The sequence below is a fragment of the Streptomyces sp. NPDC031100 genome, assembly GCF_055570785.1.
Genome location: NZ_JBVIGN010000003.1, coordinates 297,739 through 323,808 on the forward strand (window position 1 = coordinate 297,739; position 26,070 = coordinate 323,808).

At 70.7% G+C, this 26,070-nt stretch carries 26 protein-coding genes, 1 tRNA gene and 4 pseudogenes; 12 read left to right on the forward strand and 19 right to left on the reverse strand.

Translation table 11 applies throughout. The annotated features are described in order from the left end of the window. Positions 1-205: 205 nt before the first annotated feature. Together ACZ5DS_RS09165 and ACZ5DS_RS09170 are read left to right on the forward strand one after the other, a co-directional pair. Positions 206-1,483 carry a PP2C family protein-serine/threonine phosphatase gene (locus ACZ5DS_RS09165; RefSeq protein ID WP_468235415.1) on the forward strand — a complete coding sequence of 426 codons (1,278 nt, stop codon included), beginning with the start codon at positions 206-208 and terminating at the stop codon, positions 1,481-1,483. A gap of 83 nt (positions 1,484-1,566) precedes the next feature. Next, on the forward strand, positions 1,567-2,598 hold the full coding sequence (locus tag ACZ5DS_RS09170; RefSeq protein ID WP_468235416.1) for an MASE1 domain-containing protein: 1,032 nt from the start codon (positions 1,567-1,569) through the stop codon (positions 2,596-2,598). 28 nt (positions 2,599-2,626) lie between these two features. On the opposite strand, the gene ACZ5DS_RS09175 is transcribed toward ACZ5DS_RS09170, so the two are convergent. Then, positions 2,627-2,703 (reverse strand) — tRNA-Pro (locus ACZ5DS_RS09175). A 140-nt stretch (positions 2,704-2,843) separates the two neighbouring features. Between ACZ5DS_RS09175 and ACZ5DS_RS09180 the strand changes: the two are divergent. Together ACZ5DS_RS09180 and ACZ5DS_RS09185 are read left to right on the forward strand one after the other, a co-directional pair. Then, positions 2,844-3,126, forward strand: a pseudogene (locus tag ACZ5DS_RS09180) (transketolase); the annotation flags it as partial. 56 nt (positions 3,127-3,182) lie between these two features. Further along, a pseudogene (locus ACZ5DS_RS09185) lies at positions 3,183-4,030 on the forward strand (transketolase family protein). A 39-nt stretch (positions 4,031-4,069) separates the two neighbouring features. On the opposite strand, the pseudogene ACZ5DS_RS09190 reads toward ACZ5DS_RS09185, so the two are convergent. From ACZ5DS_RS09190 to ACZ5DS_RS09270, 17 genes and pseudogenes are all read right to left on the reverse strand, one after another. Beyond that, positions 4,070-5,361: pseudogene (locus ACZ5DS_RS09190) on the reverse strand (MFS transporter). Between the two features lie 82 nt (positions 5,362-5,443). Beyond that, positions 5,444-5,803 carry an MmcQ/YjbR family DNA-binding protein gene (locus tag ACZ5DS_RS09195; RefSeq protein ID WP_468235418.1) on the reverse strand — a complete coding sequence of 120 codons (360 nt, stop codon included), beginning with the start codon at positions 5,801-5,803 and terminating at the stop codon, positions 5,444-5,446. Positions 5,804-5,865: 62 nt separating this feature from the next. Further along, on the reverse strand, positions 5,866-6,390 hold the full coding sequence (locus tag ACZ5DS_RS09200) for a GNAT family N-acetyltransferase (RefSeq protein WP_468236380.1): 525 nt from the start codon (positions 6,388-6,390) through the stop codon (positions 5,866-5,868). A 2-nt stretch (positions 6,391-6,392) separates the two neighbouring features. Further along, complete coding sequence (locus ACZ5DS_RS09205; protein WP_468235419.1) at positions 6,393-6,965, reverse strand: helix-turn-helix domain-containing protein; 573 nt, start codon at positions 6,963-6,965, stop codon at positions 6,393-6,395. A gap of 46 nt (positions 6,966-7,011) precedes the next feature. Continuing rightward, positions 7,012-7,917 carry a LysR family transcriptional regulator gene (locus tag ACZ5DS_RS09210; RefSeq protein WP_468235420.1) on the reverse strand — a complete coding sequence of 302 codons (906 nt, stop codon included), beginning with the start codon at positions 7,915-7,917 and terminating at the stop codon, positions 7,012-7,014. An 84-nt stretch (positions 7,918-8,001) separates the two neighbouring features. Further along, positions 8,002-9,201: a glycine C-acetyltransferase gene (locus ACZ5DS_RS09215; protein ID WP_468235422.1), complete on the reverse strand. Its 1,200-nt coding sequence runs from the start codon at positions 9,199-9,201 to the stop codon at positions 8,002-8,004. A 27-nt stretch (positions 9,202-9,228) separates the two neighbouring features. Then, complete coding sequence (gene tdh / locus ACZ5DS_RS09220) at positions 9,229-10,257, reverse strand: L-threonine 3-dehydrogenase (RefSeq protein ID WP_468235423.1); 1,029 nt, start codon at positions 10,255-10,257, stop codon at positions 9,229-9,231. 190 nt (positions 10,258-10,447) lie between these two features. Next, positions 10,448-11,023, reverse strand: a complete 576-nt coding sequence (locus ACZ5DS_RS09225; RefSeq protein WP_468235424.1) for a GAF domain-containing protein — start codon at positions 11,021-11,023, stop codon at positions 10,448-10,450. Positions 11,024-11,084: 61 nt separating this feature from the next. Beyond that, positions 11,085-11,684, reverse strand: a complete 600-nt coding sequence (locus ACZ5DS_RS09230; RefSeq protein WP_468235426.1) for a GTP-binding protein — start codon at positions 11,682-11,684, stop codon at positions 11,085-11,087. Then, the gene (locus ACZ5DS_RS09235; protein WP_066990450.1) at positions 11,662-12,033 is read right to left on the reverse strand and encodes a DUF742 domain-containing protein; all 372 of its coding nucleotides are present in this window, start codon (positions 12,031-12,033) and stop codon (positions 11,662-11,664) included. Before ACZ5DS_RS09235 ends, ACZ5DS_RS09230 begins: the two co-directional genes overlap by 23 nt. 2 nt (positions 12,034-12,035) lie before the next feature. Further along, positions 12,036-12,470, reverse strand: a complete 435-nt coding sequence (locus tag ACZ5DS_RS09240) for a roadblock/LC7 domain-containing protein (protein WP_468235428.1) — start codon at positions 12,468-12,470, stop codon at positions 12,036-12,038. Between the two features lie 77 nt (positions 12,471-12,547). Further along, positions 12,548-14,800, reverse strand: a complete 2,253-nt coding sequence (locus ACZ5DS_RS09245) for a sensor histidine kinase (protein WP_468235429.1) — start codon at positions 14,798-14,800, stop codon at positions 12,548-12,550. A 323-nt stretch (positions 14,801-15,123) separates the two neighbouring features. Continuing rightward, complete coding sequence (locus ACZ5DS_RS09250; protein ID WP_468235431.1) at positions 15,124-15,651, reverse strand: NUDIX hydrolase; 528 nt, start codon at positions 15,649-15,651, stop codon at positions 15,124-15,126. Beyond that, positions 15,644-15,988, reverse strand: coding sequence for a MazG-like family protein (locus tag ACZ5DS_RS09255; RefSeq protein ID WP_468235432.1), 345 nt, complete (start codon positions 15,986-15,988; stop codon positions 15,644-15,646). Before ACZ5DS_RS09255 ends, ACZ5DS_RS09250 begins: the two co-directional genes overlap by 8 nt. 101 nt (positions 15,989-16,089) lie before the next feature. Beyond that, complete coding sequence (locus ACZ5DS_RS09260) at positions 16,090-18,003, reverse strand: ABC transporter ATP-binding protein (protein WP_468235434.1); 1,914 nt, start codon at positions 18,001-18,003, stop codon at positions 16,090-16,092. A gap of 640 nt (positions 18,004-18,643) precedes the next feature. Further along, positions 18,644-19,564, reverse strand: coding sequence for an FG-GAP repeat domain-containing protein (locus tag ACZ5DS_RS09265; protein WP_468235436.1), 921 nt, complete (start codon positions 19,562-19,564; stop codon positions 18,644-18,646). Between the two features lie 64 nt (positions 19,565-19,628). Continuing rightward, positions 19,629-19,871: an AarF/UbiB family protein gene (locus tag ACZ5DS_RS09270; RefSeq protein WP_468236383.1), complete on the reverse strand. Its 243-nt coding sequence runs from the start codon at positions 19,869-19,871 to the stop codon at positions 19,629-19,631. On the opposite strand from ACZ5DS_RS09270, the pseudogene ACZ5DS_RS09275 reads away from it, so the two are divergent. Then, positions 19,871-20,232, forward strand: a pseudogene (locus ACZ5DS_RS09275) (hypothetical protein); the annotation flags it as partial. The gene ACZ5DS_RS09270 and the pseudogene ACZ5DS_RS09275 sit on opposite strands and share 1 nt — an antisense overlap. Here ACZ5DS_RS09275 and ACZ5DS_RS09280 read toward each other — a convergent pair. Further along, positions 20,148-20,783 carry an AfsR/SARP family transcriptional regulator gene (locus ACZ5DS_RS09280; RefSeq protein ID WP_468235438.1) on the reverse strand — a complete coding sequence of 212 codons (636 nt, stop codon included), beginning with the start codon at positions 20,781-20,783 and terminating at the stop codon, positions 20,148-20,150. The pseudogene ACZ5DS_RS09275 and the gene ACZ5DS_RS09280 sit on opposite strands and share 85 nt — an antisense overlap. 554 nt (positions 20,784-21,337) lie before the next feature. On the opposite strand from ACZ5DS_RS09280, the gene ACZ5DS_RS09285 reads away from it, so the two are divergent. From ACZ5DS_RS09285 to ACZ5DS_RS09315, 7 genes are all read left to right on the forward strand, one after another. Beyond that, entirely contained in the window at positions 21,338-23,872 is a 2,535-nt protein-coding gene (locus ACZ5DS_RS09285; RefSeq protein ID WP_468235439.1) for a cyanobactin maturation protease PatG family protein, read from the forward strand. Between the two features lie 38 nt (positions 23,873-23,910). Further along, on the forward strand, positions 23,911-24,090 hold the full coding sequence (locus ACZ5DS_RS09290) for a hypothetical protein (protein ID WP_468235441.1): 180 nt from the start codon (positions 23,911-23,913) through the stop codon (positions 24,088-24,090). Between the two features lie 45 nt (positions 24,091-24,135). Continuing rightward, positions 24,136-24,309 carry a hypothetical protein gene (locus ACZ5DS_RS09295; RefSeq protein WP_468235442.1) on the forward strand — a complete coding sequence of 58 codons (174 nt, stop codon included), beginning with the start codon at positions 24,136-24,138 and terminating at the stop codon, positions 24,307-24,309. 64 nt (positions 24,310-24,373) lie between these two features. Beyond that, entirely contained in the window at positions 24,374-24,556 is a 183-nt protein-coding gene (locus tag ACZ5DS_RS09300; RefSeq protein WP_468235444.1) for a hypothetical protein, read from the forward strand. Between the two features lie 102 nt (positions 24,557-24,658). Then, a complete protein-coding gene (locus ACZ5DS_RS09305) occupies positions 24,659-24,895 on the forward strand; it encodes a hypothetical protein (protein ID WP_468235445.1) in 237 nt (78 codons plus the stop codon). Between the two features lie 30 nt (positions 24,896-24,925). Next, complete coding sequence (locus ACZ5DS_RS09310; RefSeq protein WP_468235446.1) at positions 24,926-25,105, forward strand: hypothetical protein; 180 nt, start codon at positions 24,926-24,928, stop codon at positions 25,103-25,105. A gap of 90 nt (positions 25,106-25,195) precedes the next feature. Continuing rightward, on the forward strand, positions 25,196-25,969 hold the full coding sequence (locus ACZ5DS_RS09315) for a glycoside hydrolase domain-containing protein (protein ID WP_468235447.1): 774 nt from the start codon (positions 25,196-25,198) through the stop codon (positions 25,967-25,969). Positions 25,970-26,070 lie beyond the last annotated feature (101 nt).

Here is a 26,070-nt window from a genome sequence, read left to right on the forward strand (position 1 = left end):
CTGGTGGAGCAATGGCCGTTTGTCCTGGTCGGTCCACCGTGCCACGCTGTGGTCTCGAAGGCACGAGATCACGGCAGGAGTCCGGAATGCACCGCTCTGGCAGGCGCTCGTGACGGAAGGGGAGAAGGAAGGGAGCGGGGGGAAGAGACGGGGACGGGGACGGGGACAGGGACGGGCGAGGGAGCCGCACCTTCCCGAACTGCACGTGCGCCTGCGTTCCGAACTGGGCCGGATCGACGAGCAGCTGCGCGACCTGCTCTCCGCCATGGACCGGCTCCAGGGCCTGCTGGACGCGGTGGTGGCCATCAGCCGTGAGGTGGAGCTCCCCGCGGTGCTGCACCGTATCGTGACCACCGCCATGGACCTGGTCGGCGCCCGCTACGGGGCACTGGGCGTGCTCGCCGAGTCCGGCGAGCGCCTGGAGCAGTTCATCGCGGCGGGACTGTCCGAGCAGGAGCGCGCCGACCTGGCCGAGACCGAACTGCCCCGCGGGCTGGGTGTCCTCGGCCAGCTGATCCACCATCCCGAACCCCTGCGGATCGACGACATCGCGGCCCATCCGTCCTCCACCGGGTTCCCGCCCGGCCACCCGCGCCTGCGCACCCTGCTCGGTGTCGCCATCAGCGTGCGCGGCGAGATCTACGGTGACCTCTACCTCTCCGAGCGTTACGACGGACAGCCCTTCGACGTCCACGACGAGAACGTCGTCGTCGCCCTGGCCAGCGCCGCGGGCATCGCCATCGAGAACGTCCGCCTGTTCGAGCGGGTGCGGGTCGGAGCCGAGCAGTTCCAGCGGCTCCTGCTGCCCACGCTGCCCGACCTGCGGCCCTTCACCGCCGCCGCCGTCTACCGGCCGGCCGCCGAGCCCAGCCAGCTGGGCGGGGACTGGTACGACGCCATCCTGCTGCCCGACCATGTCGTGGCGGTCGTGATCGGTGACGTGGTCGGTCACGATCTGCGGGCCGCTGCCGCCATGGCCTCCACCCGGAACATGCTGCGGGCGCTGCTGTTCGACCAGAGCCGTCCGCCGGGCGCGGTCCTCGCCCAGCTCGACCGCGCCCTGGAGACCATCACGAACAATCCCGTCACGACCACCACCCTGGCCCGCATCGAACCGGAGGTGTCCGGCTGGCGGCTCCGCTGGAGCACCGCGGGCCATGTCCCGCCGCTGCTGATCACCCAGGAGCGCCGGGTGGAGTACCTGTTCGCCGAGCCCGGACTGCCGCTCGGCGTCGACACCTCGCAGCCCCGCCCCGACCACTCCCGGCTCCTGACCCCGGACACCACCGTGGTCTTCTTCACCGACGGCCTGGTCGAACATCCCGACTACTCCATCGACGAGACCCTGGACAAGCTGGCCGAGCTGGCCGCGGTGCACGCCGCCCTGCCGCTGCCCGAGCTGGTCCAGGCACTGGCCGATCACCACCCCAGCGACGGCCACGACGACATGGCCATCGTCGCGCTGCGCACCCCGCACGCGTGACCCCGGCCGAGCGGTGCCGTGGAGGATCCGGGGAATCCGACGGATGATGGGCTTCGGGGCGATGTCGACACGGAGGTCGCCCGATGGCTGTCGTGCGGCATGAACGGCTCCGACGCGGCGGGTTGACCGCGCTGGAGGCAGCTGTCGTCGCCGCGCTCTATTTCGGCTCGGCCGAGGTGGGACTGCTCCAGCAGCTGGTGCGCGGCCAGGTCACCCCGCTGTGGCCGCCGAGCGGTATCGCGGTGGCGAGCCTGCTCCTCCTCGGCCCGCGCGTCTGGCCCGGGATCGCCCTCGGCGCGTTCCTGGTCAACGTCTCGCCGGGACCGACGCTCCTGGCCGTGCTCGCGATCACGACGGGCAACACCCTCGCGCCCCTGTGCTCCTACGGCCTGCTCCGCCGTACGGGATTCCACAAGGAGCTGGACCGGCTGCGGGACGCCCTCACACTGATCTTTCTCGGAGCGTTCACCGGGATGCTGATCAGCGCCACGACAGGCAGCGGGACCCTGGCCCTCTCCGGTGTTCTGGGCACCGGCGACTTCTGGCCGACGTGGTCGGTCTGGTGGACGGGCGACGCGATGGGCGTGCTGGTGGTCACGCCGTTTCTGCTCGTCCTGCGCTCGGCCCGCCTGCCGCGGCACGCGCCGCTGTCCTGGTGGGCGGAGGCGCTGCTGCTGGTGGTGGCCACCGTCGTCGTCGGCTTCCTCGAGACCGCTCACGCACCGCTGCTGTTCCTCGGCTTCCCGCTGCTGATCTGGGCGGCCTTCCGCTTCCAGCTGGCCGGGGCCGCGCCCTGCGCGCTGGCCGTGTCGACCTTCGCGATCATCGCCGCCGCCCGGAGATCAGGCCCGTTCGCCGGTCACGACCTGCTCACCAACATGATCACCCTGCAGGCGTTCAACGGTTCCGCCGCGTTGACCGCGCTACTCCTCGCAGCAGTCGTGAGCGAGCGGAACCAGACCCAGCGGGAGATCGCGCGAGCCTGCACCCAGATCGCCGGAATGGTGGCCAGGGTCGCCACCGGCGACCACCGCGCGCTGCGCGCCGCCGAGGAGGCGCCCGGAAAGGCGACGGAAGACCCGCAGACACGACAAAAGCCGTCTCCTCATCCCTGAGAAGACGGCCTCCGACCGGCATTCACGCTGGTCGGGACGACAGGATTTGAACCTGCGACCCCTTGACCCCCAGTCAAGTGCGCTACCAAGCTGCGCCACGTCCCGGTGCCGTTTGACCTGGGGTTTCCCCGGTCGAAACGCGCAGGGAAACAATACCGCACTCGGGTCGGTGGTCGCGCACCCATTTCCGGTCGACCTCAAGGTTGGTTGAGGTTGCACGATCTTCAACATGAAGATCGCAGCGGCCCGACCGGGTGCTGGTGCCGGGGGCCGAGATCGGCAGCGGGTCGCTCGGCCACGGGCTGCCGATCGCGGTCGGTACCGCACTGGGGCTGCGCGCCCAGAGGCTGGACGAGCCGGCCGAGCCACGCCCGGCCCGGCGGGATCGCGGCCCGCTTCGAGGCGGCGGGCTGGTCCGCGGTGACCGTCGACGGCCGGGACCACGCGGGCCTGTACGCCGCGTTCACCGCCCCGCATCCGGGGCGCCCGCATGTGGTCGTCGCCCGCGTCGAGCCGAAGAACGCCTGAACCCCTATTTCACCCTTGAGAGGGACCTGTTTCACCCTTGAGAGGGACCTGACCCCATGGACACCATGCGTGACCTTTCGCCCCCGTCGTCTCCCGGCTGCTGGACGAGGACCCGCGGGTCGCGGTCGTCCTCGCCGAGATCGGCAAGGACGGCTTCGCCGAGGCCCTGCGCCGGCATCCGGACCAGGTGATCAACGTCGGCATCCGCGAGCAGCTGCTCGTCGGGGCGGCCGCCGGGCTGGCGCTCACGGGGCTCCGGCCGGTCGTGCACACCTTCGCCGGCTTCCTCGTGGAGCGGCCCTTCGAACAGATCAAACTGGACCTCGGGCACCAGGGCACGGGGGCGGTGCTGGTGAGCGCGGCCGACGGCTGGACCGTCCATGTCCCCGGGCATCCCGACGAGGCCGAGACGCTGCTGCGGCGCGCGGTCGCCGCGGGCGACGACAAGGTGTACGTCCGGCTCAGCGTGCAGGCCAACCGGCAGGGGCTCGCTGTCGACGGGGAGCATGTCCGCACGGTCCGGGAGGGGCGCTCCGGTGTGGTCCTCGCGGTCGGGCCGATGCTGGACTCGGTGCTCGACGCCACGCAGGACCTGGACGTGACCGTGCTGTACGCGACGACGGTACGGCCCTTCGACGCGGCCGGGCTGCGCCGGGCCACGGAGGCGGCGGACACGGACGTCGTGCTCGTGGAGCCGTACCTCGCCGGCACGTCCACGGCCGCCGTGAGCGAGGCGCTGGCCGATGTGCCACACCGGGTGCTGGCCCTCGGCGTCGGCCGACGCGAGCTGCGGCGGTACGGGACGATCGAACAGCACATGGCCGCGCACGGGCTCGACACACGGAGCCTGCGGGAGCGGATCGGCGCCTTCGCGGGCGCGGGACGGGCGGCCGTACGGGCCTGACCGTGGAGCGGCTCAGGCCGGGCGCGACCGATCCCCTGCTCAGTGCGTGAGCGCCTGCCCGTCGGCTCGCACCAGCCCCCGTATCGCGGGGACCGAGAGCAGGGCCGCCGCCACGACCAGGCTGGTCGCGGCCGACACCAGGAGGACGTGATCGGCGCCCAAGGCTCCGGCCGCCGGGCCCGCGAGGGCCTGGCCCACGGGCATCATCGCGAGGGAGCCGGCCACGTCGTAGGCGTGGATGCGGTTGAGGACGTCGGCCGGCACCTGGGTCTGCACGCTGGTCGCCCACATCACGCCCCAGAACGACATCCCGGCCCCCGCCACCGCCGCCCCGATGGCCATGGCGGGCACGCCGAGTCCGGCGCCGACGGCCGCCGGGAAGCCGAAGAAGGCGAACAGGGCGAACGCGCCGGCCCGCAGCATGCGGCGGGGCGCAGTCTGAGGGCGAGCAGGCCGCCGATCACGGTGCCGGCGCCGAGGGCCGAGTTGACCAGGCCGTAGGCGCGGGGGCCGTGCTGCTGGACGACCTCGGTGGCCACCAGCGGGACCGTCGGTCCCCATACGGCGATCATGTACACGCACCACACCGCGATCACGCCCCACAGCCAGGTCCGCGACCGGAACTCCCGCCAGCCCTCGTCCAGATCGGCACGGAAGGCGCGCAGGGCGGGACCGGTGGTGCGGGTGCCCGCAGGGAGCGGGGGCAGCCGGAGCAGCAGCAGGCACAGCGCGCTGACGGCGTAGGTGGCGGCGTGCGCGGCGAACACACCGCCGGGCGAGGCGAAGCCGACCAGGAGGCCGGCGACGGCCGGGCCCGCGAGCTGCGCGGCCGACTCGGCGATGCGGATGGCTCCGTTGGCGCCCTGGATGTCGGTGGCGAGCCGGGGCACCGTACTGGCCACGCCCGGCTGGAAGACGGCTCCGGCCATACCGCCCACGACGCCGATCGCGCAGATCTGCCACAGGACCACGTGCCCGGCGAAGAACAGGCCGGCGGCGAGGGACTGGGTGACGAGCCGGACCAGGTCGGCGCCGATCATCAGCCTGCGGGTGCTGAACCGGTCCGCGATCACCCCGCCGAAGACGACGAGCCCGGCGAAGGAGGCGGCCGAGGAGGCCATGGCGAGGCCGACCGCGCCCGCTCCGTACCCGTGCTCCAGCAGACCGGCGGCGAGGGCCACGGGCAGCATGGTGTCGCCGAGGCGGGCGACGGCCCGGGCGACGAAGAACAGGGCGAAGTCCCTCGACCAGACAGCCGGGGTCGCGGGATCGGTGCCGGTCTTCCGCCTGGCCCGGTCGGTGAGGTCTCGCCGTGCGTCCGTACCGGTCACTCGTGTGCTCCCCTCCCTGCCCCCGGGGCGTCCCCGCCGCGCGGGATCATGCCACGCCGCCCCGGCACCCGCCGATGGATTTTCAGCGGCCGCCGGGCATGCCCAACTCGGGGTAGGCATCCAGGAGTCGGGGCGGGGCGGCCTGGCGCCAGGAGTCGGCGAGGATGTCGCGCAGCTCGTCCTCGTCCTCCAGGGCGGCGAGTCTCGCTCTCACCCAGGCGAACTGGGCCTCGTGGTCGGCGATCCAGAACTTCTTCGGCTCGGCCATGACCAGTTCGTCGCGCTCCTCCTTGGGACAGCGCACGGCGATGGACGTCTCGTCCTCCGGGAGCGTGGCGAACATCTTCCCGGCCACCCGGAACGTGGGCATGCTCCAGGCGATCTTCTCCGTGGTGTCCGGCAGGGACAGGGCGATTCGGCGTACGTCTTCAGCATCGGGCATGCCACGCACCGTAGCCCCTGCCACTGACAGTCACCCGGTCGACGGTTCCTCCTGGTCGAGGGTCATCCGGTCGGTGAGCCCACCCGCTTGTAGTAGAGGGTCGTCGGGCGCAGTGTGCCGGACGGGTCGGCCGCGTAGTCGGGGATGGTGCCGGCCGGGGTCCAGCCGGCCGAGCGGTAGAGGTGCTCGGCGGGGCTGCCGGTCTCGGTGTCCAGGTGGAGGAGGGTGATGCCGGTGGCGGCGGCCGCGTGCTCGGCGGTGGTCAGGAGTCTGCGGCCGAGGCCCTGTCCGCGCGTGGAGCGGTGCACCATCAGCTTCACGAGTTCGGCGCGGTGGCGGCTGTTCGGCTTGTCGGGCAGGGCCAGGCTCACCGTGCCCGCCACCCGGCCGGTGCCGTCCACGGCCACCCACACCGCCAGCCGTCCGGCGGCAACGGCGTCGGCCCGCTCCCGCCACCAGACGGCGGCCTCGGCCTCCCCGAGCGGGGCGAGGAAGCCGACCGAGGCGCCCCCGGCCACGGTGTCGGCCAGCAGGCCGGCCAACTCGGCGCTGCCGTCCCGTATGTGAGCGTCGTTCCAGCGCAGCACCCTCACGGCCGCACCACCGCCAGCACATAGCGTGCCTCCCCGGGTCCGGTGCAGCGGAACCTCGTCGGTCCGAAGACGCGCATCCGCAGGCAGTCGCCGGGGTCGAGGCGGTGGTCCGTGTCGCCGACGGTCACCTCCAGCGCGCCGTCGAGGACCCACAGATGCTGCTCCAGGCCGGGCACGGGCGGGCGGTCGTACGCGATGTCGGCGCCCGGGGCGAGCCGGCCCTCGACCAGTTCGCCGCGCAGACCGGCGTGCGGCGGGGACACGGACCGGCGGACGAACCCGGAGGCGCGGTCCTGCCAGACCTGCTGCTCGGCGGCCCGTACCAGCGGGGCGGGCTCGGCCTCGACCTCGCTGAGCAGCTGGGACATGGTGCGTCCGTAGACATGGCAGAGGCGGTTGAGGAGGGCCGCCGTGGCGCTGATCTCGGCGCGCTCGGCCCGGGACAGGGTCGACCTGCTCACTCCGCTGCGCTCAGCCAGCTCGCCCAGGGACCAGCCGTGCTCGGCCCGCAGCGCGGCCAGCCGGGCGCCGATCCGGGTGTCGACGGGGTCAGGACCTTCGATTCTCATATCCGGCACGCTATCCCGGATATGAGACGGGCTTGTTACGGAAGACTCACGCCTGAGCCGCCGCCTCCACCAGGGCCTCGAGCACCTGGCGGATCAGCGGGTGGCCCTCGGCTCCGCGCCGTACGGCCGCGAAGACCCTGCGGGTCGGGGCCACGCCGTCGACGGGGCGGACGACCACGCCGGTGAGGTCCATGCCGCGCAGCGCCGAGCGCGGTACGAGGGCCACGCCCGCGTCGGCCGAGGCCAGGGCGACGACGGCGCGGAAGTCGTCGGAGGAGTGCTCGAGGCGGGGCTGGAACCCGGCGCTCTCGCAGGCGAGGACGACCACGTCGTGGCAGGGGTTCCCGGGGTACGGGCCGATCCACACGTCCTTGGCCAGCTCGGCGAGCGGCACCTCGGGGACGTCGGCGAGGCGGTGGCAGACCGGGACGACCGCGTCGAACGGCTCGGCGTACAAGGGGACGTGGGTGAGCCGGGGGTCGTCGGCGGGCGGGGCGCCGCGGTACTCGACGGCGACCGCGACGTCCACCTGCCGGTCGAGCACCATGGGCAGGCTGGCATCGCCTTCGGCGTCCTGGACGTGGATGCGTATGCCGGGCGCCGAGGCCGAGAGGCGGGCCACGGCGGGCGCCACCACCTGCGCGATGCCCGTCGCGAAGGCGGCCACGGTGACCGTCCCGGCCTCCCCCGAACCGTAGGCCGCGAGCTCCGCCTCGGCCCGCTCCAGCTGCGCGAGCACCGCGTTGGTGTGGTTGAGCAGGATCTCGCCGGCCGGGGTGAGCCGGACGCCCTTGGCGCTGCGCTCGACCAGGCGGTGGCCGGTCTCCTGCTCCAGGGCCGCCAGCTGCTGGGAGACGGCGGAGGGGGTGAGATAGAGCGCGGCTGCCGCCGCCGTGACCGTGCGGTGGTCGGCCACCGCACGGAGGATGTGGAGCCGCCGCGCTTCGATCATGGATCAATTATCTCAAGGTGTCCGCGCCGATCAGGACACCCGATCGGGCCGCGCAGACCGTGTCTCCCGTTCCCGCCGTACCGATCAGGCCTCCAGCTCCGCGCGGGCCGCCACGAACGCGTCCACGGCACGGTTGACGTCCTCGGTCGAGTGCGCGGCGGACAGCTGGACGCGGATGCGGGCCTGGCCCTGCGGGACGACCGGGTAGGAGAAGCCGATCACGTACACGCCCCGCTCCAGCAGCAGCTCCGCCATGCGGGCCGCCTTGGCCGCGTCGCCGATCATGACGGGCGCGATGGCGTGGTCGCCGGGGAGGATGTCGAAGCCCTCCTCGGTCATCCGGCTGCGGAACAGCACGGTGTTCTCGGTGAGCCGCACGCGCAGGTCGTCGGCCGACTCCAGCAGGTCGAGGACCTTCAGGGAGGCGGCGGCGATCACCGGGGCCAGGGTGTTGGAGAACAGGTACGGGCGGGAGCGCTGGCGCAGCAGGGCGACGATCTCGGCGCGGGCGGCGACATAGCCGCCGGAGGCGCCGCCGAGCGCCTTGCCGAGGGTGCCGGTGATGATGTCGACGCGGTCCATGACGCCGTGCAGCTCGGGGGTGCCGCGGCCGCTCGGGCCGACGAAGCCGACGGCGTGCGAGTCGTCGACCATGACCATCGCGTCGTAGCGGTCGGCGATGTCGCAGATCTCGCCGAGCGGGGCGACGTAGCCGTCCATCGAGAAGACGCCGTCGGTGACGACGAGCTTGCGCCGCGCGCCGCCCTCGGTCGCCTCCTTGAGCTTGGCCTCCAGGTCCGCGAGGTCGCGGTTGGCGTAGCGGAAGCGGCGGGCCTTGGACAGGCGGATGCCGTCGATGATGGAGGCGTGGTTGAGGGCGTCGGAGATCACCGCGTCCTCCTCGCCGAGCAGGGTCTCGAAGACACCGCCGTTGGCGTCGAAGCAGGAGGAGTAGAGGATCGTGTCCTCCTGGCCGAGGAACGCGGACAGCCGCGCCTCCAGCTCCTTGTGCACCTCCTGGGTGCCGCAGATGAAGCGCACGGAGGCCATGCCGTAGCCCCATCGGTCCAGCGCCTCGTGGGCGGCCGCGATCACCTCGGGGTGGTCGGCGAGGCCGAGGTAGTTGTTCGCGCAGAAGTTGAGGACCTCGCCGGGTCGGCCGCCGGCGCTGACGTTGACGGTCGCGGACTGCGGGGTGTCGATGACCCGCTCGGGCTTGTGCAGGCCGGCGGCGCGGATCTCGTCGAGGGTGGCGCGCAGGTCGTCGCGGACAGAGGTGAACATGAGGAAGCTCCTAAGGCTGTACGAGAGTTACGCAGTCCAGTCGAGGATGACCTTGCCGCCGGTGCCGCTCGCCGCGTCGGCGAAGGCCGCCTCGAAGTCGCGGTAGTCGTACCGGCCGGTGATCACGGGGGCGAGGTCGAGGCCGGCCTCCAGCAGGACCGACATCGCGTACCAGGTCTCGAACATCTCGCGGCCGTAGATGCCCTTGATGGTGATCATCGAGGTGACGATCCGGGCCCAGTCCACCGGGAACTCCTGGGACGGCAGGCCGAGCATGGCGATCCGGCCGCCGTGCGTCATGTTGGCGATCATGTCCTGCATGGCCTCGCCTCGGCCGGACATCTCCAGGCCGATGTCGAAGCCCTCGCGCAGGCCCAGCTCCCGCTGGCCGTCGGCGATGGAGGTCCGGGAGACGTTCAGGGCGAGGCTCACGCCGATCTTGCGGGCGAGGTCCAGGCGTTCCTCGCTGACGTCGGTGATGACGACGTTGCGGGCGCCGGCGTGCCGGGCCACCGCGGCGGCCATCAGACCGATCGGGCCCGCGCCGGTGATCAGGACGTCCTCGCCGACCAGCGGGAAGGACAGCGCGGTGTGCACGGCGTTGCCGAACGGGTCGAAGATCGCGGCCACGTCGAGGTCGAGGGGGATGCGGTGCACCCACACGTTGGAGGCGGGCAGCGCGACGTACTCGGCGAACGCGCCGTCCCGGCCGACGCCGAGGCCGACCGTGGCCCGGCACAGGTGCCGGCGGCCGGCCAGACAGTTGCGGCACTTGCCGCATACCAGGTGGCCCTCGCCGCTGACCCGGTCACCGACCCTGATGTCGGCGACGTCCCGGCCGATCTCCACGACCTGCCCGACGAACTCGTGCCCGACCACGAGCGGCGTGCGGATGGCCTGCTGAGCCCAGCCGTCCCAGGCCCGGATGTGCAGGTCGGTGCCGCAGATACCGGTCCGCATGACCTTGATCAGCACATCACCGGGGCCGATGACGGGCTCGGGCACGTCCGTGAGCCAGAGCCCTGGCTCGGCCTTCTCCTTGACCAGCGCCTTCATCGGTACGGCTCCCTGGGGGTGAGGTCCCGGCCACGGGCATGCCGAAGAAGCCCGCAGCGGGTCAGAGGGGTGGAATCACCCTGCAATCTGCCGTATGCGCGGGCCGGGGTCCATCGAGCTTTTCTTAATCACCGCCTCAGCTTTCCTTCACGCCTCCCGGATGCGCGCCGCGTCCCGTCCCTGGGACGCCTCAGATCGGCAGCCCGTCGTCCGCGGACCGTTCGATGCGTACGGCGAGTTCGGCGGCCAGCGCCTTGATGGTGTCCAGTCCCGACCGCCCCCAGGCCCGGGGCGCGACGTCGGCGGCGCACACGGTGCCGAGCGCCATGCCATAGCTGTCGATGACCGGGGCGCCGAGGTAGGAGCGGATGCCGTACTCGTCCACGACCGGATTGCCGGCGAAGCGGGGATAGTCGCGGACGTCCTCCAGCACCAGGGCCTTGCGGCGGACCACCACATGGGGGCAGAAGCCATGGTCGCGCGGCAGGACACGGCCCACCTCGGGCCTGCTGCCGTCCTCCCGGACCACCGGCGCGGTCAGCGGAGCGCGCAGGCCGGCGAAGAACTGGTGGCGCTCGCCGATGAAGTTGACCATGGCGTACGGCGCCCCCGTGAGCTGCGCGAGATGGTCCGCGAAGGCGTCCAGGGCGGGTTCGGGCCGCTCCCCCAGCCCGAGTCGGCGCAGTCGGGAGATGCGGGCGGGGGCCTCCTTGTCCTCGGGGGTGAGCAGCAGACCCCGGACCGGACGGGACGGCTCGTAGCTCATGGCCGGGCTCCGGCGCTGTGGGCGTACCTCATGGGGCGGCTCCATGGGATGTGTGGCTGGGTCACATGTGGGCGCCGTGGCTCGGCGCGGGCGCGGGGGTGTGGGCGATGAGGTGGCGTACGAGGGTGAGCAGGGTCTGCACCCCGGAGCTGGAGATGCGGGCGTCGCAGCGGACGACCGGGATCCCGGGGTCGAGGTCGAGGGCCGCGCGCACTTCCTCCGGGTCGTAGCGGTAGCCGCCGTCGAACTCGTTGACGGCGACGATGAAGGCGAGGCCGCGCTCCTCGAAGAAGTCCACCGCCGCGAAGCACTCCTCCAGGCGGCGGGTGTCGGCGAGGATGACCGCGCCGAGCGCCCCTTCCGACAGCTCGTCCCACATGAACCAGAACCGCTCCTGCCCCGGCGTGCCGAACAGGTACAGGACGTGCTCCGGGTCGAGGGTGATCCGGCCGAAGTCCATGGCGACCGTCGTCTCGACCTTGTTCTCGATGCCGTCGAGGTTGTCCGTGGCGGCGCTGACCGTGGTGAGCAGTTCCTCGGTGCTGAGCGGGGCGATCTCGCTGACCGCTCCCACGAAGGTCGTCTTGCCGACCCCGAACCCGCCCGCCACCAGGATCTTGAGAGCGGTCGGGAACGGGTCAGAGCTGTCGTCGTAGTCCATCGAGCACTGCCTCCAACAGAGACCGGTCAGTGGGGTTGTGGTGGAAAGCGGGGGGCTTGGTGGTCAGCGCCCCGCAGTCGACGAGGTCCGACAGCAGCACCTTCGTGACCACGGCGGGCAGTTTCAGATGCGCGGCCACCTCGGCCACCGAGACGGGCGCCCGGCACAGGTCGAGTGCCTGGGCGTGCTCGGGGCCGAGGTAGCCGAGCGGGGTGACTCCGGTGGCCATCACCTGCGACATCAGATCGAGGGCGATGCTGGGTTTGGTGCGGCCGTTGCTGACGGTGAACGGGCGCACCAGCCGCCCGGCCGCGTCGTCGAGCCACGGTCCGTCGCCGGCTGCGGCCACGCTCAAGGCCTCATCGCCGTTGATTCGACGGCGTGCTGCCGGGGCGCGGTCACCAGGTACGGGCGGACGCTCTTGACCAGCATCCCCATCTCGTAGCCCAGCACGGCGGCGTCGGCCTCGCGGCCGGCGAGCACGGCGAGGCAGGTGCCGGAGCCGGCGGTGGTGACGAACAGCAGCGTCGAGTCGAGTTCGACGACGACCTGGCGGACGTCCCCGCCGTCACCGAACCGGACGCCCGCGCTGCGGCCGAGGGAGTACAGGCCGGAGGCCAGGGCCGCCATGTGATCGGCGCTGTCGGCGTCGAGGCCGTGCACGGACTTCACCAGTCCGTCGCAGGACAGGAGCACCGCGCTGGAGGTGTGGGGTACGCGCTGCACGAGGCCGCTCAGCAGCCAGTCGAGGTCGGATACCTGGGCGGTCGGCGCATCGCTGGCCATGGTGGATCGACTCCTTGGGGTACGAAGGTCTGCGGGAGCGCTGGGGGTGGGGGTGAGCAAGGGACTGAAGAGGGTGGTCATCCGGCCGGTGCGCTCCCGTCGGTCCGGCCGATGCCCTCGGATGCGGGCGCGTGGATGTGCGAGCGGGGTATGGGCGCTGGGGCCAGGGGGTTCGGCCTGTCCATGGGGTGCGGGCCCATGGACTTCGCGTCCATGGAGTTCGTGTCCGTGCGGCGCGCGTCCATGGCGTGCGCGTCCATGGCGTGCGCGTCCATGGCGTGCGCGTTCGTGAGGTGGGCGCCCAGGGGGTCGGCGTCGCCATGTGCTGGGCGCACAGGGGGCAAGGCCGTGGCCGGTGCTGCCATGTGTGCCGGACCCACGGGGTCCGCGTTCCGAGAGTCCATGTGCGTGGAGCCCATGTGTGCAGAGCCCATGTGTGCTGACTCCAGGTGCCCGGGCGCCCCCTGTGTGGACTCCACACTCGGCGAATCCTCGTAGGACGACTCCATGTTCTGCTGTGCCTCGGCGAGTCCGATCCCGCGCTGGAAGGCCGCCATCAGGCCGGGGTCGTGACCTGCGACGACATCGCCGTCCTGACGGGGAGCCGGGCCGCCGCGCAGCTGGGGAACGATGTGCTCCTGGGCGCGACGGCGGGGCAGTTGGGGCTTGCCCATGGTGCCGCGGACCGCGCCGCTGCGCGGGGTGGGCAGGGTGCCGGCGTGGGCCTCGACCACCGCCCGGTCCACCGCGCTGATGCCGGGCAGGGCCTCGGCCGGGTTGGCGCGCTGCTCGTGGGTGCCGCGCACGGGGAGCGGGGGCGGCGAGCACGCGACGGTCCCGGTGTCGTCAGCGCCACTCCGTCCGGATCCGCGCTGCGCGTGCCGCCTCCGACCGGTGGCCGGGACCTGTTCGCCTGCACCGCTCGCACTGCCCGCACTGCCCGCCCGGCTCGCACCGGCGTGCCCTCCGTCGGCTCCACCACTCTGCGCGGGTACGCCATGGCCAGCGGACCGAACACCACTGGCTGTGTGCGGGTGTTGGGGAGACGGCCCCGACGACGGCCCGGTGACTGCCGGATCCTGGGGCTGCGACACGGCTCCGTCGGCCCTCGGCGCCGGCGGGGGCGCCGAACCCAACAGCGCCTGCGGGACGACGAGTACGGCCTGCACACCGCCGTAGATGTTGGTCTGCAGCCGCACGGTGATGCCATGGCGCCGGGCGAGCTGGGAGACGACGTAGAGACCGATACGGCCGTCGGCCAGCAGGCTCGCGACATTGACCTGGTCGGGGTCGGCGAGCAGGGCGTTCATCTTGTTCTGCTCACCGACGGGCATGCCGAGTCCGCGGTCCTCGACCTCCACGGCGAGCCCGGAGGTGACGAGGTTGGCGCGCAGCAGGACCTGGGTGTGCGGCGCGGAGAACACCGTGGCGTTCTCGACGAGTTCGGCGAGCAGGTGGATGACGTCGGCCACGGCGTGGCCGCGCAGTTCGCCGTCGATGGGCGGCACCAGCTTGACCCGGGAGTACTGCTCGACCTCGGCGATGGCGGAGCGCAGCACCTCGGTCATGCTCACCGGGTTGCTCCACTGCCGGCGGGAGACGGCGCCACCGAGCACGGCGAGGTTCTCGGCGTGCCGCCGGATGCGGGTGGCCAGGTGATCGACGTGGAACAGGCCCTTGAGCAGGTCGGGGTCCTCGATCTCGTTCTCCAGGTCGTCGAGGATCGAGATCTCCCGGTGCACCAGAGACTGGAGCCTCCGCGCGAGGTTGACGAAGACCTCGAGCTTCTGCTCGCTGCCCGCCTGGCTGGACAGCTGGGCCGCCTGCACGACGGCGGTGACGGCGCCGTCGTACGCGCGGGCCAGGTCGGCGGCGAGCAGCTCGAACTCGTCGGCGTCCTCGGGCGGCCGGCGGCGCTGCCCCCGCTGCGGCGGGGTCTCGCCGTGGCGCAGCGCCTCGACGAGGGCACGCAGATCGGCCTCGCCGCGGGCGGCGCTGCGCCGCAGGGCGCCGAGGCGTTCGCTCACCACGCGGGCGGTGCGGTCGGCGGCGACGGCGGCGATCAGGATGCCCGCGGCGGTCACCGCGACCGCTCCGGCGAGCACGGCCCACAGGGTGAGACCGGGGCGTACGCCGGTGGAGCGGATGCTGAACAGCACCGCCGCGCTGGCGCTGAGCGCGACCGCGACGGGCGGGAGCACGGCGAGCCGCATGAGCTGAGGCCGTATGTGCGTCTCGGGCAGTGCGGGAGCGGGTCGGGCGACCGGTCGTCCGTGTCGTCCGCCCTCGCGGCGGTCGGCACGGGCGGCCGGTGCACGGAGGTGAGACATCTGCGTCCTCGTACTGGTCCGTCGGGCTGCCATCCGGACACTCACAGTAGTCGCCTGCGCATCATGTGCGCTGGGCAGTTGACAAAGTCACCCGGAGATGGTCCCGCTCTGGTATGAGGCTTCGTACGACAGACCGATAACCGTGCCGCAATGACCCGACCAACCCGAAAGAGTTCGATACGACCTGCTCAAAAGCGGTCAGACACATAGCGGGGGTGGGAGGGGTCACACACCCCTCCCACCCCTCCGGCACACCCGGCATCCAACCGCGAGCCGCCCGCCACCCCCGCCGAGCCGTCCCCGCCACCGACAAACCACCCGACCTAAATGTCACGCAGCGTATCGGCATTGGCCTTGACTGAGGGCGGCTGTCCTTCGTGGAGGTAAACGGTGGTACCGGACACAGCTGCGCCGTGCAGGGCGGTGAGGGTCCGGCGGTGGGCGGCGAGAAGGATGCCGTCGAGTTCCGTCGGATGTACGAAGGCGTGCTGGTCGTGCTCGGGGCTCAGGTTGATGGGGTGGCTCGGGACGAGGACGCCGCCGTGGAAGAAGTAGTCGATCACGGGGCCGGTGCCGCCGACGTTGTTGCGGTAGTCGATGCCGATGAGCTGGAGTTCGCCCTTCAGGTCGACGCCGGTCTCTTCGAGCATCTCCCGGTTGCCTGCCGCCATGGGGTCTTCGTCGTGGTCGAGCATGCCTCCGGGCAGCCACCAGTTCCCGCTGCCGGGCTGGCCGCTGCCGTAGCGGAGAAGGAGCATCCGGTCGTCGGGGTCGAGGACCATCACGCACGCGGCCACGATCACCTGCGGCAGGGTGCGCACCCACTCCTCTCGGGGCATCCACTCAGGCACGGGCGCGGTCCCCTTCCAGGAAGGCCGCTGCCTTGAGAGCGACTTGAGCGGCGAAGTAGGCGGCAGCGTCGGGACGCATCCGGGCCAGGGCGACGAGCGAGGTGATCGCCACGTCGGCAACCTCGGCGTGCACGTCGTCCCAGGTGTGGGAGTTCCCCTTCCGCGGGTTGGTGCCACGCGCGCCGATGACGGCTTGAGCGGCTTCGCCGAACTCCTCTCCGATCTTGAGGACTTGGAGGGTGTGAGCTTGTTCGGGGTCCAGGCCGAGGGCTTCGTCGGTGGCGTTGAAGTGGGCGGCGAGGGCGGTCATGGTCGCCCAGTCGTCCGGCGGGGTCATGCGGTTTCTCCCTGGTGCAGGTAGGCGGTGGCGTGCGGCGGCCCGGGGCGAGCCCGCGCACTCGTAGTCGTCGGGAAAGGTCATGCGGCGGCTTTCGCTGGTCATGCGGTCTGTTCTTTCTCGGTGCGTTGGGCGGGGATGCCTCGGTCGTTCTGGAGTTGCCAGAGTTCCCGGAAGAGTCCTGGGGCCTTGACCAGTTCGTTGAAGGTGCCGTGCTGGATGATCCGGCCGTGGTCGAGGACCACGATGCGGTCGGCGATGGCGACGTTGGCGAGGCGGTGGGTGACGAGAACGACCGCGCGGTCCTGGGCGACGTCACGCAGGCCGGTGAAGATGCGGTGTTCGGCGCGGGCGTCCAGGGCCGAGGTGGGTTCGTCCATGACGAGGAGACCGGCGGGGCGGTGGAAGGCACGGGCGATGGCGATGCGTTGCCACTGGCCGCCGGAGAGCTCGACACCGCCGAACCATTCGCGGGCCAGCAGGGTGTCGAGCCCGCTGCGGAGATCCGCGACGACTTCGTGTGCGCCGGAGCGTTCGGCAGCCTGGTGCACGGTCTGGTCGCCGCCGTGGGGCTGGCCGAGGGTGATGTTCTCCCGGGCCGAGAGCGGCCAGTGGGCGAAGTCCTGGGGTACGACGGCGGTCTGCTTCCACAGGGTGGCCGGGTCGAGGTCGCCGACGTCGCGGCCGTCCCACGTCACGTGGCCTTCGGTGGGCAGGTAGAGCCCGGTGAGGAGCTTGGACAGGGTGGTCTTCCCGGAACCGTTCTCTCCGACCAGGGCGAGGACCTCTCCGCGCCGGACCTCGAGGGTGACCTTGTCGAGCGCAGGCTTGTCGGCGCCTGGGTAGAAGTAGGTCAGGTTCTCGGCCTTGACCACCGTGGGGGCGGAGGGGGTGCCGGTGCCCCGGTCGATGCGGTGTCCGCCGGCTTCTTCTACGAACTCCACCCAGTCGTCGAAGTACAGGCCGGTGCGGAACAGCTTGGTGCCGTAGCCGACCATGCCACGCAGGGATGAGCCGATGGTGCGCAGGGCGAACACCGCGGTGCCGGCGGAGGCGACGGACAGGTGACCGGTCGCCAGCAGCAGGCCGAGCGCGGTCCAGACGGCCGCCGAGGCGGCCCCTCCGGCGAGGGCTCCGACAAGGGCGTAGCGGGCGCCCTGGTGCACAGCGCGGTCGGTGACGGCGTCGACGCGGGCGCCGATGGCGCGGTAGCGGCCGAGAAGGAAGTCGGCCATGGTGCCGGAGCGGAGCTGGTCGGCAATGTCCTTGTCCACGATGTACCAGCGCAGCAGGTGAAGGGTGCGGCGTTCGGCCGACATGCGCCGGCTGGACTCGTAGTGGACGCGGGCGCCCTTCATGCTGGCGATGCCCTGCGGGAGAACGGCGAGGAACAGCAGGGGCAGCAGTACGGGGTGCAGGGTGGTGAGGACTCCGGCCGCGGCGATGATCGAGGCGAGGCAGGACATGAGCTGCTGCGACTCGGTGATGAGGTCTTGGGCGACGTCGGCGCCCCGGTCGGCGTTCTCCCACTTGTCGTTGAATCCGGGCTGGTCGTAGGCGGTGAGTTCGGCGGCCACCGCGGCGTTCATCATCTCCAGTTCGGCTTCCCGGGAGATCCGGGGCGAGAGGCGGCTGGATACGTTGGTGATGGCGATGCCGAGGAGCGCGCGTGCGCCGGCTGCGGCGGCGAGCACGCTGATCGCGGGGAGGGCGCCGGTGAGGCGGTCCTGGATGTGACCGGAGGCGATCAGGGCGGTGATGGTGCTGGTGGTGGCGACCAGCCCGAAGGCTTCCAGGGCGGCTGAGAGGGCCTGGCAGGCGAGGAGGACGGCCACGGCGTTGCGGTCGATGCGCCAGGCGAGGGTGAGGGCGCGGCGTACGAGCTGGGGCAAGCGTCGGGCCATGGACCAGGTGGTGACCTTGTTCCGCTGGAACACGGTCGCGGTCGTGGACCGGAACCGCAGCTCCTCATCCGGCTCGGCGGTCTGTTTGTCGGCATCACTTCCAGTGCTCAACGGCGTCCTTCCGTAAGGGTGTTACGGCAGGTCAGCCTGCTTGATCCGGCCGGTTCGAGGACACCACTGGCGAGAAGAACCACTCGAACTCGTTAACCGACCGTGCGCATCGGTTTCTCTCGGGCAAGTCCAGAAGCGGCGCGCCCGCCTGCTACTGCTCGCGGTGGCGCATCCGAGTGGGGCGCCGCGTACCAGGCAGCGACTCTGCACAGATACGTAGCGGATACGTACGGCTGGGCCTACGCAACCGGCCAGTCCGCCTCCCCCACGAGCAAGGCGCGGACCGTCGCCTGCGTTGTCGCCTTGCCGAAGTTCTCGGTGCGCCACAGCGCCGATCGGAGCGTGCCCTGATCGCGGTACGCGCGCACGATCCGCAGGTGACCGGGGCGCGCCACGAAGTTCCTGTTCCGGCGCCGGCCGAACCCACGAGTGGTGCCCAGCCGCGACCACCCGCTCCGCCTGCCCGGGCTCGACCGCCTCGGCGTCCGTGTCGTGGACGACGAGCAGCGGCACCCGCAGGGACGGGGGATCGTGCCGGATGCGAGAACTCGGGCACCGGACCGATCGCCAGGATCGCCCGTGCGCTCAACTACCCTGCCCAGAGGCGACCTTGACCCGATCAGAACATCAGTGAGGGCTGTCAGAAGAGGTCACGGTACTGGTTGAAGCCGGTGCCGACCTTGACCCGGGGCTTGAACGGCGAGGAGGCCTTGCCCGTGCCCTTGTACAGCCACAGGTTGCCCCTGGGATCGCGGGCGAGCAGGTCGCTGTGGCCGTCGCCGTCGACATCACCCGTGGTCACCAGCTTGTTGAACTGGTTCCAGCCGCCACCGACCCGGACCCGGGAGGCCAGCGGCTTCCGCAGATCGCCCGTGCCCTTGTACAGCCAGAGGACACCCTGCCGGTCGCGGGCGACGATGTCCGGCTTACGGTCACCGCTGAGGTCGCCGAGACCGGCGACCTGCGTGTACTGGTTCCAGCCGGAGCTGATTTTGACGCGTGGCGCCAGCGAGCCGTCCGCCTTGGTCTGGAAGCGCCAGAGGACGCCCTGCTTGTCGCGGGCCAGCAGGTCGGGGTGGGTCGCGCGGCCCAGGGTGCCGGGCGAGAAGACCCTGTCGTACCGGCCCCAGCCGGTGGCCACCCGCTTGAGCCGCCCGCCACGCCACAGGTTCAGCTTGCCGTCGTCCATGACGTGATAGGCGCCGTCCTGGTAGCCGGTCAGATCAGGGTCGATCGAGACCTCGTACCTGAGGTGCGGCCATACGTAGCCGCCCGACCGCTCGCCGAAGCCGCCCTTCCCGTCGGGCATGTAGACGTACATCTGGCCCGACGGCAGGATCCCGGACAGGAAGAAGAACGGCGCGGCTGGGGTCGGCTTGTGCTGCCCGGCCGTGGCAGCGCTCAGAGAGACGGTCTTCGTCGGGCCGGACGCCTCAGGGGCATCGGCGACGGCCGTTTCGGCGGCCAGGGCGGTGCCGGTGGTGGCGCCGACGAGGGCGACGGCGATCGCCGAAGTGACGAGACGCGACAGGGTGCGCCCTCGTCGGGAGGACTGGGTCACGTATGACTCCATGAGTTGTGCGGGAATCAAGTCAGGGCGCCCCCATGTATCGGGAGCGCCCGCATCATTGTCCGGATCTTGGCACGTGTGTCCCAGTGGTTTTGCGGCGGGGGGTCGGAATGCGTAATTCCGCCCGGCGGACCGGAACCTCGCCATCGCCATGGAGGACTGCCCGCTGTACCTGGGCAACGGAACCGACCGCAACCGGCTTCCACTCGAACGACCTGAACGCCCCCCTCGTCGGGCACCGGAAGACCGCGGGCGAGCGTGCGTGCGCTTTCAGTGCACGGCTGGACGGCGCCAGCAGCTACGGAGTTCGCCCCGGAGACCGCCCACCCGGTGATCACCACGATGGCCGAGCAACAGGACGTCATGCCGGGCCTGCGGGACATGGGCGGAAGCATGCGACTCGATGGCGCCCCAGCGGTCTTCCGCGAGGGTTCACGGTCGGCGACCCGTACCCGTTCTTCGTCGCCACCCAGGCCCACCCGGAGTTCCGCTCTCGTCCCACCCGTCCCCACCCGTTGTTCCGCGGTCTGGTCGCGGCTTCCCTGCGCTATGCGGACAGCTGCCGGGACGCACGTCACCTTGGCATCAACTCCTCGACGAGTTCCCTCATCTGCTGCGAGGGGGAGATGCTGAGCTCGCGTTCGAGCAGATCCTTGTAGTTCTGGTAGCACTTGAACGCGCTCGCCACGTTCCCTTCCGCGATGTGCACTTCCATGACAATGCGATGGGCGGTCTCGCGTACCGGGTCGATGCCGACGGCCGCCAGCGCGACCTGCAGCGCGGGGACGAACCGGTGCGCCGCCTGAAGTTGCTGGGCGAGGGTCTCCAGGGCGTGCAGCCGCAGTTGGTCCCACCGCTCCCGTTCGAGGACCAGCCAGTCCTCCGGCCACTGCGGCAGAAGTTCCTGGCATAGGTCGTCGATGAGCGCGGCTTCGGTCCCGGGGGGCGGGCTGTGTCCCGCGGTCACCTCGTCGCCGGCCTTGCACACCTCGTGCAGGTCGACCCGAACGGCCGACGACAGGCGCAGGCTCTGGCCCATGGCTTCGATGACCGGCGCGGTACAGGCCCGTCTGGCGTGGCACAGGGCGGACCGCAGATTGCCCGCTGCCCGGCACGGCGTGCAGTCGGGCCACAAGTGCTCTGCCGCCCAGGCCCGCTGGGCGCCGTCCTTCTGCAGGGCCAGAAAAGCCAAAAGACGCTGGGCACCCATGGGCAGGGGGATTCTTCGGCCGTGATGTGAGAGTTCGAATGTCCTCAGCAACTGAAGACCTGCATTGCTTCCAAACACTCCACCACTGTGCCGTCAGCATGGGACAAACGCATGTGCAGCAGGCATCTGCCGACCGCGGACGCGGAGGGGGTTATGGGCCGGTCAATCCCCTTCCGGTACCCGGTTCAGGCCGAGAAATACACCGGCAACGCTCGGGGAACGCAACTCGAACGCTCAGGCAACATGACGGGGCCGGACAGGAAACACCAATGTCCGCGCCCCCTCTGTTGTCCGTTCAATAACACGGTGACAGTCCGGAGAGCGGCTGCCGAAGGGGCGGCCGTTCGATTGCCCGCGGGAGGAAATTTACGATCCCCGCCCGGACCGGTCCTGAGCAGACCGATCCACAGTTCAGGGAGGGGCCAGCTACGCCTCATGGACGCAGCCGTGACGTCTGGTCAACGGGCCGCAAACGCTGTGGCGCGAAAGTCGAGTCCTGTTCCCGCGTACATGCCCGCTCGGCATTTGCCGGCGCAGGGCGGAGAAGTGGACCCATGCAAGTTCGCTCAGTGCTCAACGGCCTGGCCTCCGAGGACGGCCTTCTCGGTGACCCCGGGGTCTGCGTCGCGGTGCTGGACGGGCCGGTGGATCTGTCCCATCCGTGTTTCGCGGGTGCGCCTCTGACGAGAATCGAGACGCTCGTACAGGAAGAGGCCGGGCAGGGGCTGATGTCGCTGCACGGCACCCATGTCGCCAGTCTCCTCTTCGGCCGGCCGGGCAGTCGGGTGACCGGCATGGTCCCGCGCTGTCGTGGGCTGCTTCTTCCGATCTTCCGGGACGCCTCGGAGGGCCGGGTCCCTCAGCTGGACCTGGCCCGAGCGATCGAGCAGGCCGTCGAGCGTGGTGCGCACGTCATCAACATCAGCGGTGGCCAGCGCACGGCCGACGGACAGTCCGAGAGCTTGCTCGAACGGGCGCTCAGGCTCTGCGACGACAGGGGCGTCCTGGTGGTGGCGGCAGTCGGAAACGACGGTTGTGACTGTCTCCAGGTACCAGCGGCGACCCCGTCCGTTCTCGCCGTCGGCGCGACGGGAACCGACGGGGAGCCCCTGGAGATGAACAACTGGGGTGCGTCGTACCGCAGCAACGGTGTCATCGCCCCGGGACAGGATGTCGAGGGAGCTGTCCCTGGCGGCGGGGTCAGGGCGCTCACGGGGAGCAGCTTCGCCACTCCGGCGGTCGCCGGCACCGCCGCCCTGCTGATAGCCGCTCAGCTACGACAGGGGCGCCCGGCCGATCCCAGGGCGGCAGGCCAGGCCATCCTCGCCAGTGCGCAGGCCCCTGCCTGCACCCCGGAGGATGCACCCCGGTGCCGCCGCCATCTCGTCGGCCGGCTGGACGCGCCACGGGCTTACGGCCTGATCACCGCCGGCGACGCGGGCCCCTCGTCCGCAGTCCCGGACGACGCACCGCGAGCCGTCGTGGCTCAGCCACAGGAACCCGTACCGGCCGCTCGCCACCAGCACGACGGCCGCCAGGGTGAAGACGACGTACGCGAGGGAGCTGACGCAATGGAAACGAACCACCCGAACTCGGTTTCACCCCAGGACAGCAGCCTGGCGGGCCAGGAAGCGAGCCCCGGCGCGAGCACACCGCCCGGCTCCGCGCCAGGCAGCGAGGTCGCCGCCCCGCCCTCCGTCGTCCCCGCCTGCGGGTGCGGCTGCGGCGGCGCAGGGGCGGAGGCAGGCGCAGGCAGCGAGGCCCAGGGCCAGCAGCCCACGGCGGTCGCGCCCACCGGCGGCGGCCGGGGATGGGGTACGGCGGCCGGTCCGCCGCCCGAGCCCGAAGCGGTCGGCGGAGTCCCCGCTCCGCCCGGGGCCGGGATCGCCGCGGCCTGTGCGCCGGCGCCGGGGAGTGCACCGGCACCCGTGAGCACCCCGTCGCCCGGGAGTGCCCCGCTGCCCCTGGTCTACGCGATCGGGAGGATCAACTTCGACTTCGGGACCGAGGCGCGCCGCGACAGCTTCCGTCAGCTGATGGGGTTCAAGACCCTGCCGGAGACGGACCAGGGCAGGCCTGTCTACCAAGAGGCGAACGTGTACGACCCGGAGCAGATGCGCAACTATCTCTCCGACAATCCCTGGGCCTCCGACAAGCTCATCTGGACCCTGGAGGTCGACCGCACTCCGATATACGCGCTGGAGGCCGAGCCTGCCTTCGGAATGGACTGGGGCGGGCTCAAGTCCGTCGAGCAACCCCCGAGCAGTGGTTCCTCGTCGTCGTACGGTGATGCGTCGTCGTACGGTGATGCGTCGTCGTACGGTGATGCCGAGAGCCTCACCGACAACTACTACCCGCCCGTGTCCCGGGTCTACAAGTTGTTCCGAGACGCGATCTGGGGACAGGTCGGCGAGACGCCCCTGAAGGCCCCGGGGGCGCCGCCTCAACCGCATAGCCGCGCTGCCGCGCAGCAGCAGGGAGGGCACACCGGGGCGCCGCCCCGGGACTACATCTCCCGTGTGTCGATCCCCGGCGTACTGACCGGGGAGACCGTGAGGCTATTCACCGGTCAGTACGTCCCGAAGGTCCGGGTCGACGCACGTGGCGTGCACCTCTGGAACGAAAGCGCGCTGGTCGACGCCGTGATCGAGGCGATCGGCCGGCATCAGCACGAGCAGTCGGAACTGAGCAGCCTCCGCGAGGACGACGTGAAGATGACCATCCGTGCGTTCCTCGACAAGGTCTACTACCAGTTCCGGAACCTGGGGCAGACCTCCGCCGACCGTGCGCTCAATTTCGCCGGAACCAACGCGTACAACATCGGCAGGGAAATCGCGGAAGGACTCTTGTCGTCCTCGTACGTGCCCTCGCCCCCCGAGGCCAGGAGCCACCTCTACACCTTGGACACCATCACGGTCAGGAAGAGCGCCTTCGAGCGCATGGGATCGGACTGCCAGGACGTGATCGTCAGCTTCATCGACCCCGAGAACGACCGGCGTGCACGCGTCTCGTACCTGTACCCCATCGATGTCAACGAAGCGATCCCGATCACGCTCGGACCGGTCCACCGCTTCCTCGGCGACTTCTGACCGGCCCCACAGCTACCCGAGTGGAACCGAGGTTCGTCATGACAGACAAGAAGCCGTCCCCGACGCTGCCGCTCCAGGCCCCGCCGGTACTGCGCACGGAAGGGAAGGATCCCGCCGCGCACGGATCGGATCGGGGTGTCGAAGCCGCTGTCAAGTGCAGCCAGCTCACCGGCGCGGCACGTCAGATGTGCCTCGCCTCGCGCGGCGTCTACATCTGACGGAGGGGGCGAGGCGCCCTTCCGTACCCAGGAAAGGAAGAAACGATGATCGAACGCATCGAGCAGAACGAGCAGGACAAGGGCACCAGGCTGCCCGCCTCCCTGGCGATGCCACAGCAGGCCCCGCCGGTCACCCGCACCCGCACCACGCCCCCCGACCCCGAGAACGGCTCCGGCGTCGAGGCGGACGGTCTCCTGCGGATGATCCTGGGCATCTGATGATCCCGCACTGCCCCGACGGATGAGACGGCCGCTCGGTCGCCGGAACGGAAAGGAGAACATCATGTTCGAACGCACCGAGAAGAACGAGCAGGACAAGGGCACCAGGCTGCCCGCCTCCCTGGCGATGCCACAGCAGGCCCCGCCGGTCACCCGCACCCGCACCACGGTCCCCGACCCCGAGGACGGCTCCGGCGTCGAGGCCAGCTTCGACCTGGGCAACTTCCTCAAGAACGTGCTCATCTGACACCGTCTTCCAGGCCGCGCCGGCGTGACCGGGTTCGCACCGGACACCGGCGCGGCGTCCCTGAGCGTCCCCTGTCGGTAGCGGGACGGGAAGGTGACCGCCATGGCACTCAATCTGCCGGTTCAGTCGGTGATCTACCGCAGCAAGCAGCTGGAGCCGTTCAGGGTGCGCACGGCATTCATGGACGAGGACACTCCGAGCGTGATGGAGCACGAAGTAGGCGGTGCGCATGGGCACGATCCCAATGATCCGAGCCCCTGGCTCTGCGGGCCCGCCATGGGTTTCGGCTGCGACCCGGCACCCGGCGCCGACTGGGCCGACCCATCGGAAGCCCTCTGAGGACCGCCGGAAACCCTCTGAGGAGGAGAGATGAAAGACCATTCCGTACGAGAACTGCCCCGTCCGGCGCCTGTCGTGCCGTCGCTGCCGCCCCAGGCACCCGCGGTCGACCGTACGTCGGCCACCCCGCGGAACTACGACGACACCACCGGCGTCGAGGCCGACTTCCTGCCCCTGATCGCCGGGCTGCTGGGACGTCTGCTCATCTGAAGCACTCCGCATGGATGACGCCCGGCCGCACGGAGCGGCCGGGCGCCCGGCACAACAGAACGACTCGGCCGGGAAGCGAAGGGGAGAACAATGGCTTTCGCGGGAATCGACCGGCTTGCGTACCCGGGCAACGCGTTCATGGAAGGGCTGATGACCGATACCAACCTTCTGTGGACCGGCTTCTACCTCGCGCCGGCGCCGTCGCAGGGAAACACGAGTTGGATGACCCACTTGGCGGACCTGCGGTCGATGGGCCCGGGCTGGGGAGTGGCACCGATCTTCGTGGGACAGCAGCATCCGAACGGACCGGGCTCCCACATCCTGACAGCCGAGCAAGGCAGAGCAGACGCCTTGACCGCCGCGCACCTCGCCGATCAGGCCGGATTCACGTCGGAAGCGGAGGCGAGCCTGCCTGGAGCGCCGAGGATCTACCTCGACATCGAAATCGGCGGGACCCTGCCGGCGAACTTCGTCTCGTACGTCAACGCCTGGTGCGAGGTGATCCGTTCGACTCAGACGGCCTATCTGCCGGCGGTCTACTGCTCCTTCAAGGACACGGCGGCTCAGCTGCTGGCGGACAACTCCGATCTGATCATCTGGGCTTTCAACATCAACCAGTTCCTGCACCATCACGACCAGGCGCTGGTGGGCCCCGGCGAGTTCCGCGTCCCCGAGCCCACGCAGTCCGGCTTCGCCCAGGCCACGGCCTGGCAGTGGATCCAGGAATTCGCCTCGATCACCGCGATGCTTCCCGACGGCAGCACGAAGACCGTGGCCAACTGGGACCTCGACTCGTCGGACGCCCCGGATCCCTCGCATCCGTCCCGCGAGTGGGACGCCGACGCGGTTACCTGGGTCACATGACGTCTGTGAGCTTCACCCCTGGTGTGACAGGTCAATCGCCCGATCGACGTCATTGGGCCGGAGCACACGCAGGATGCCTTCGAGCAGCCTGATCATCCGCG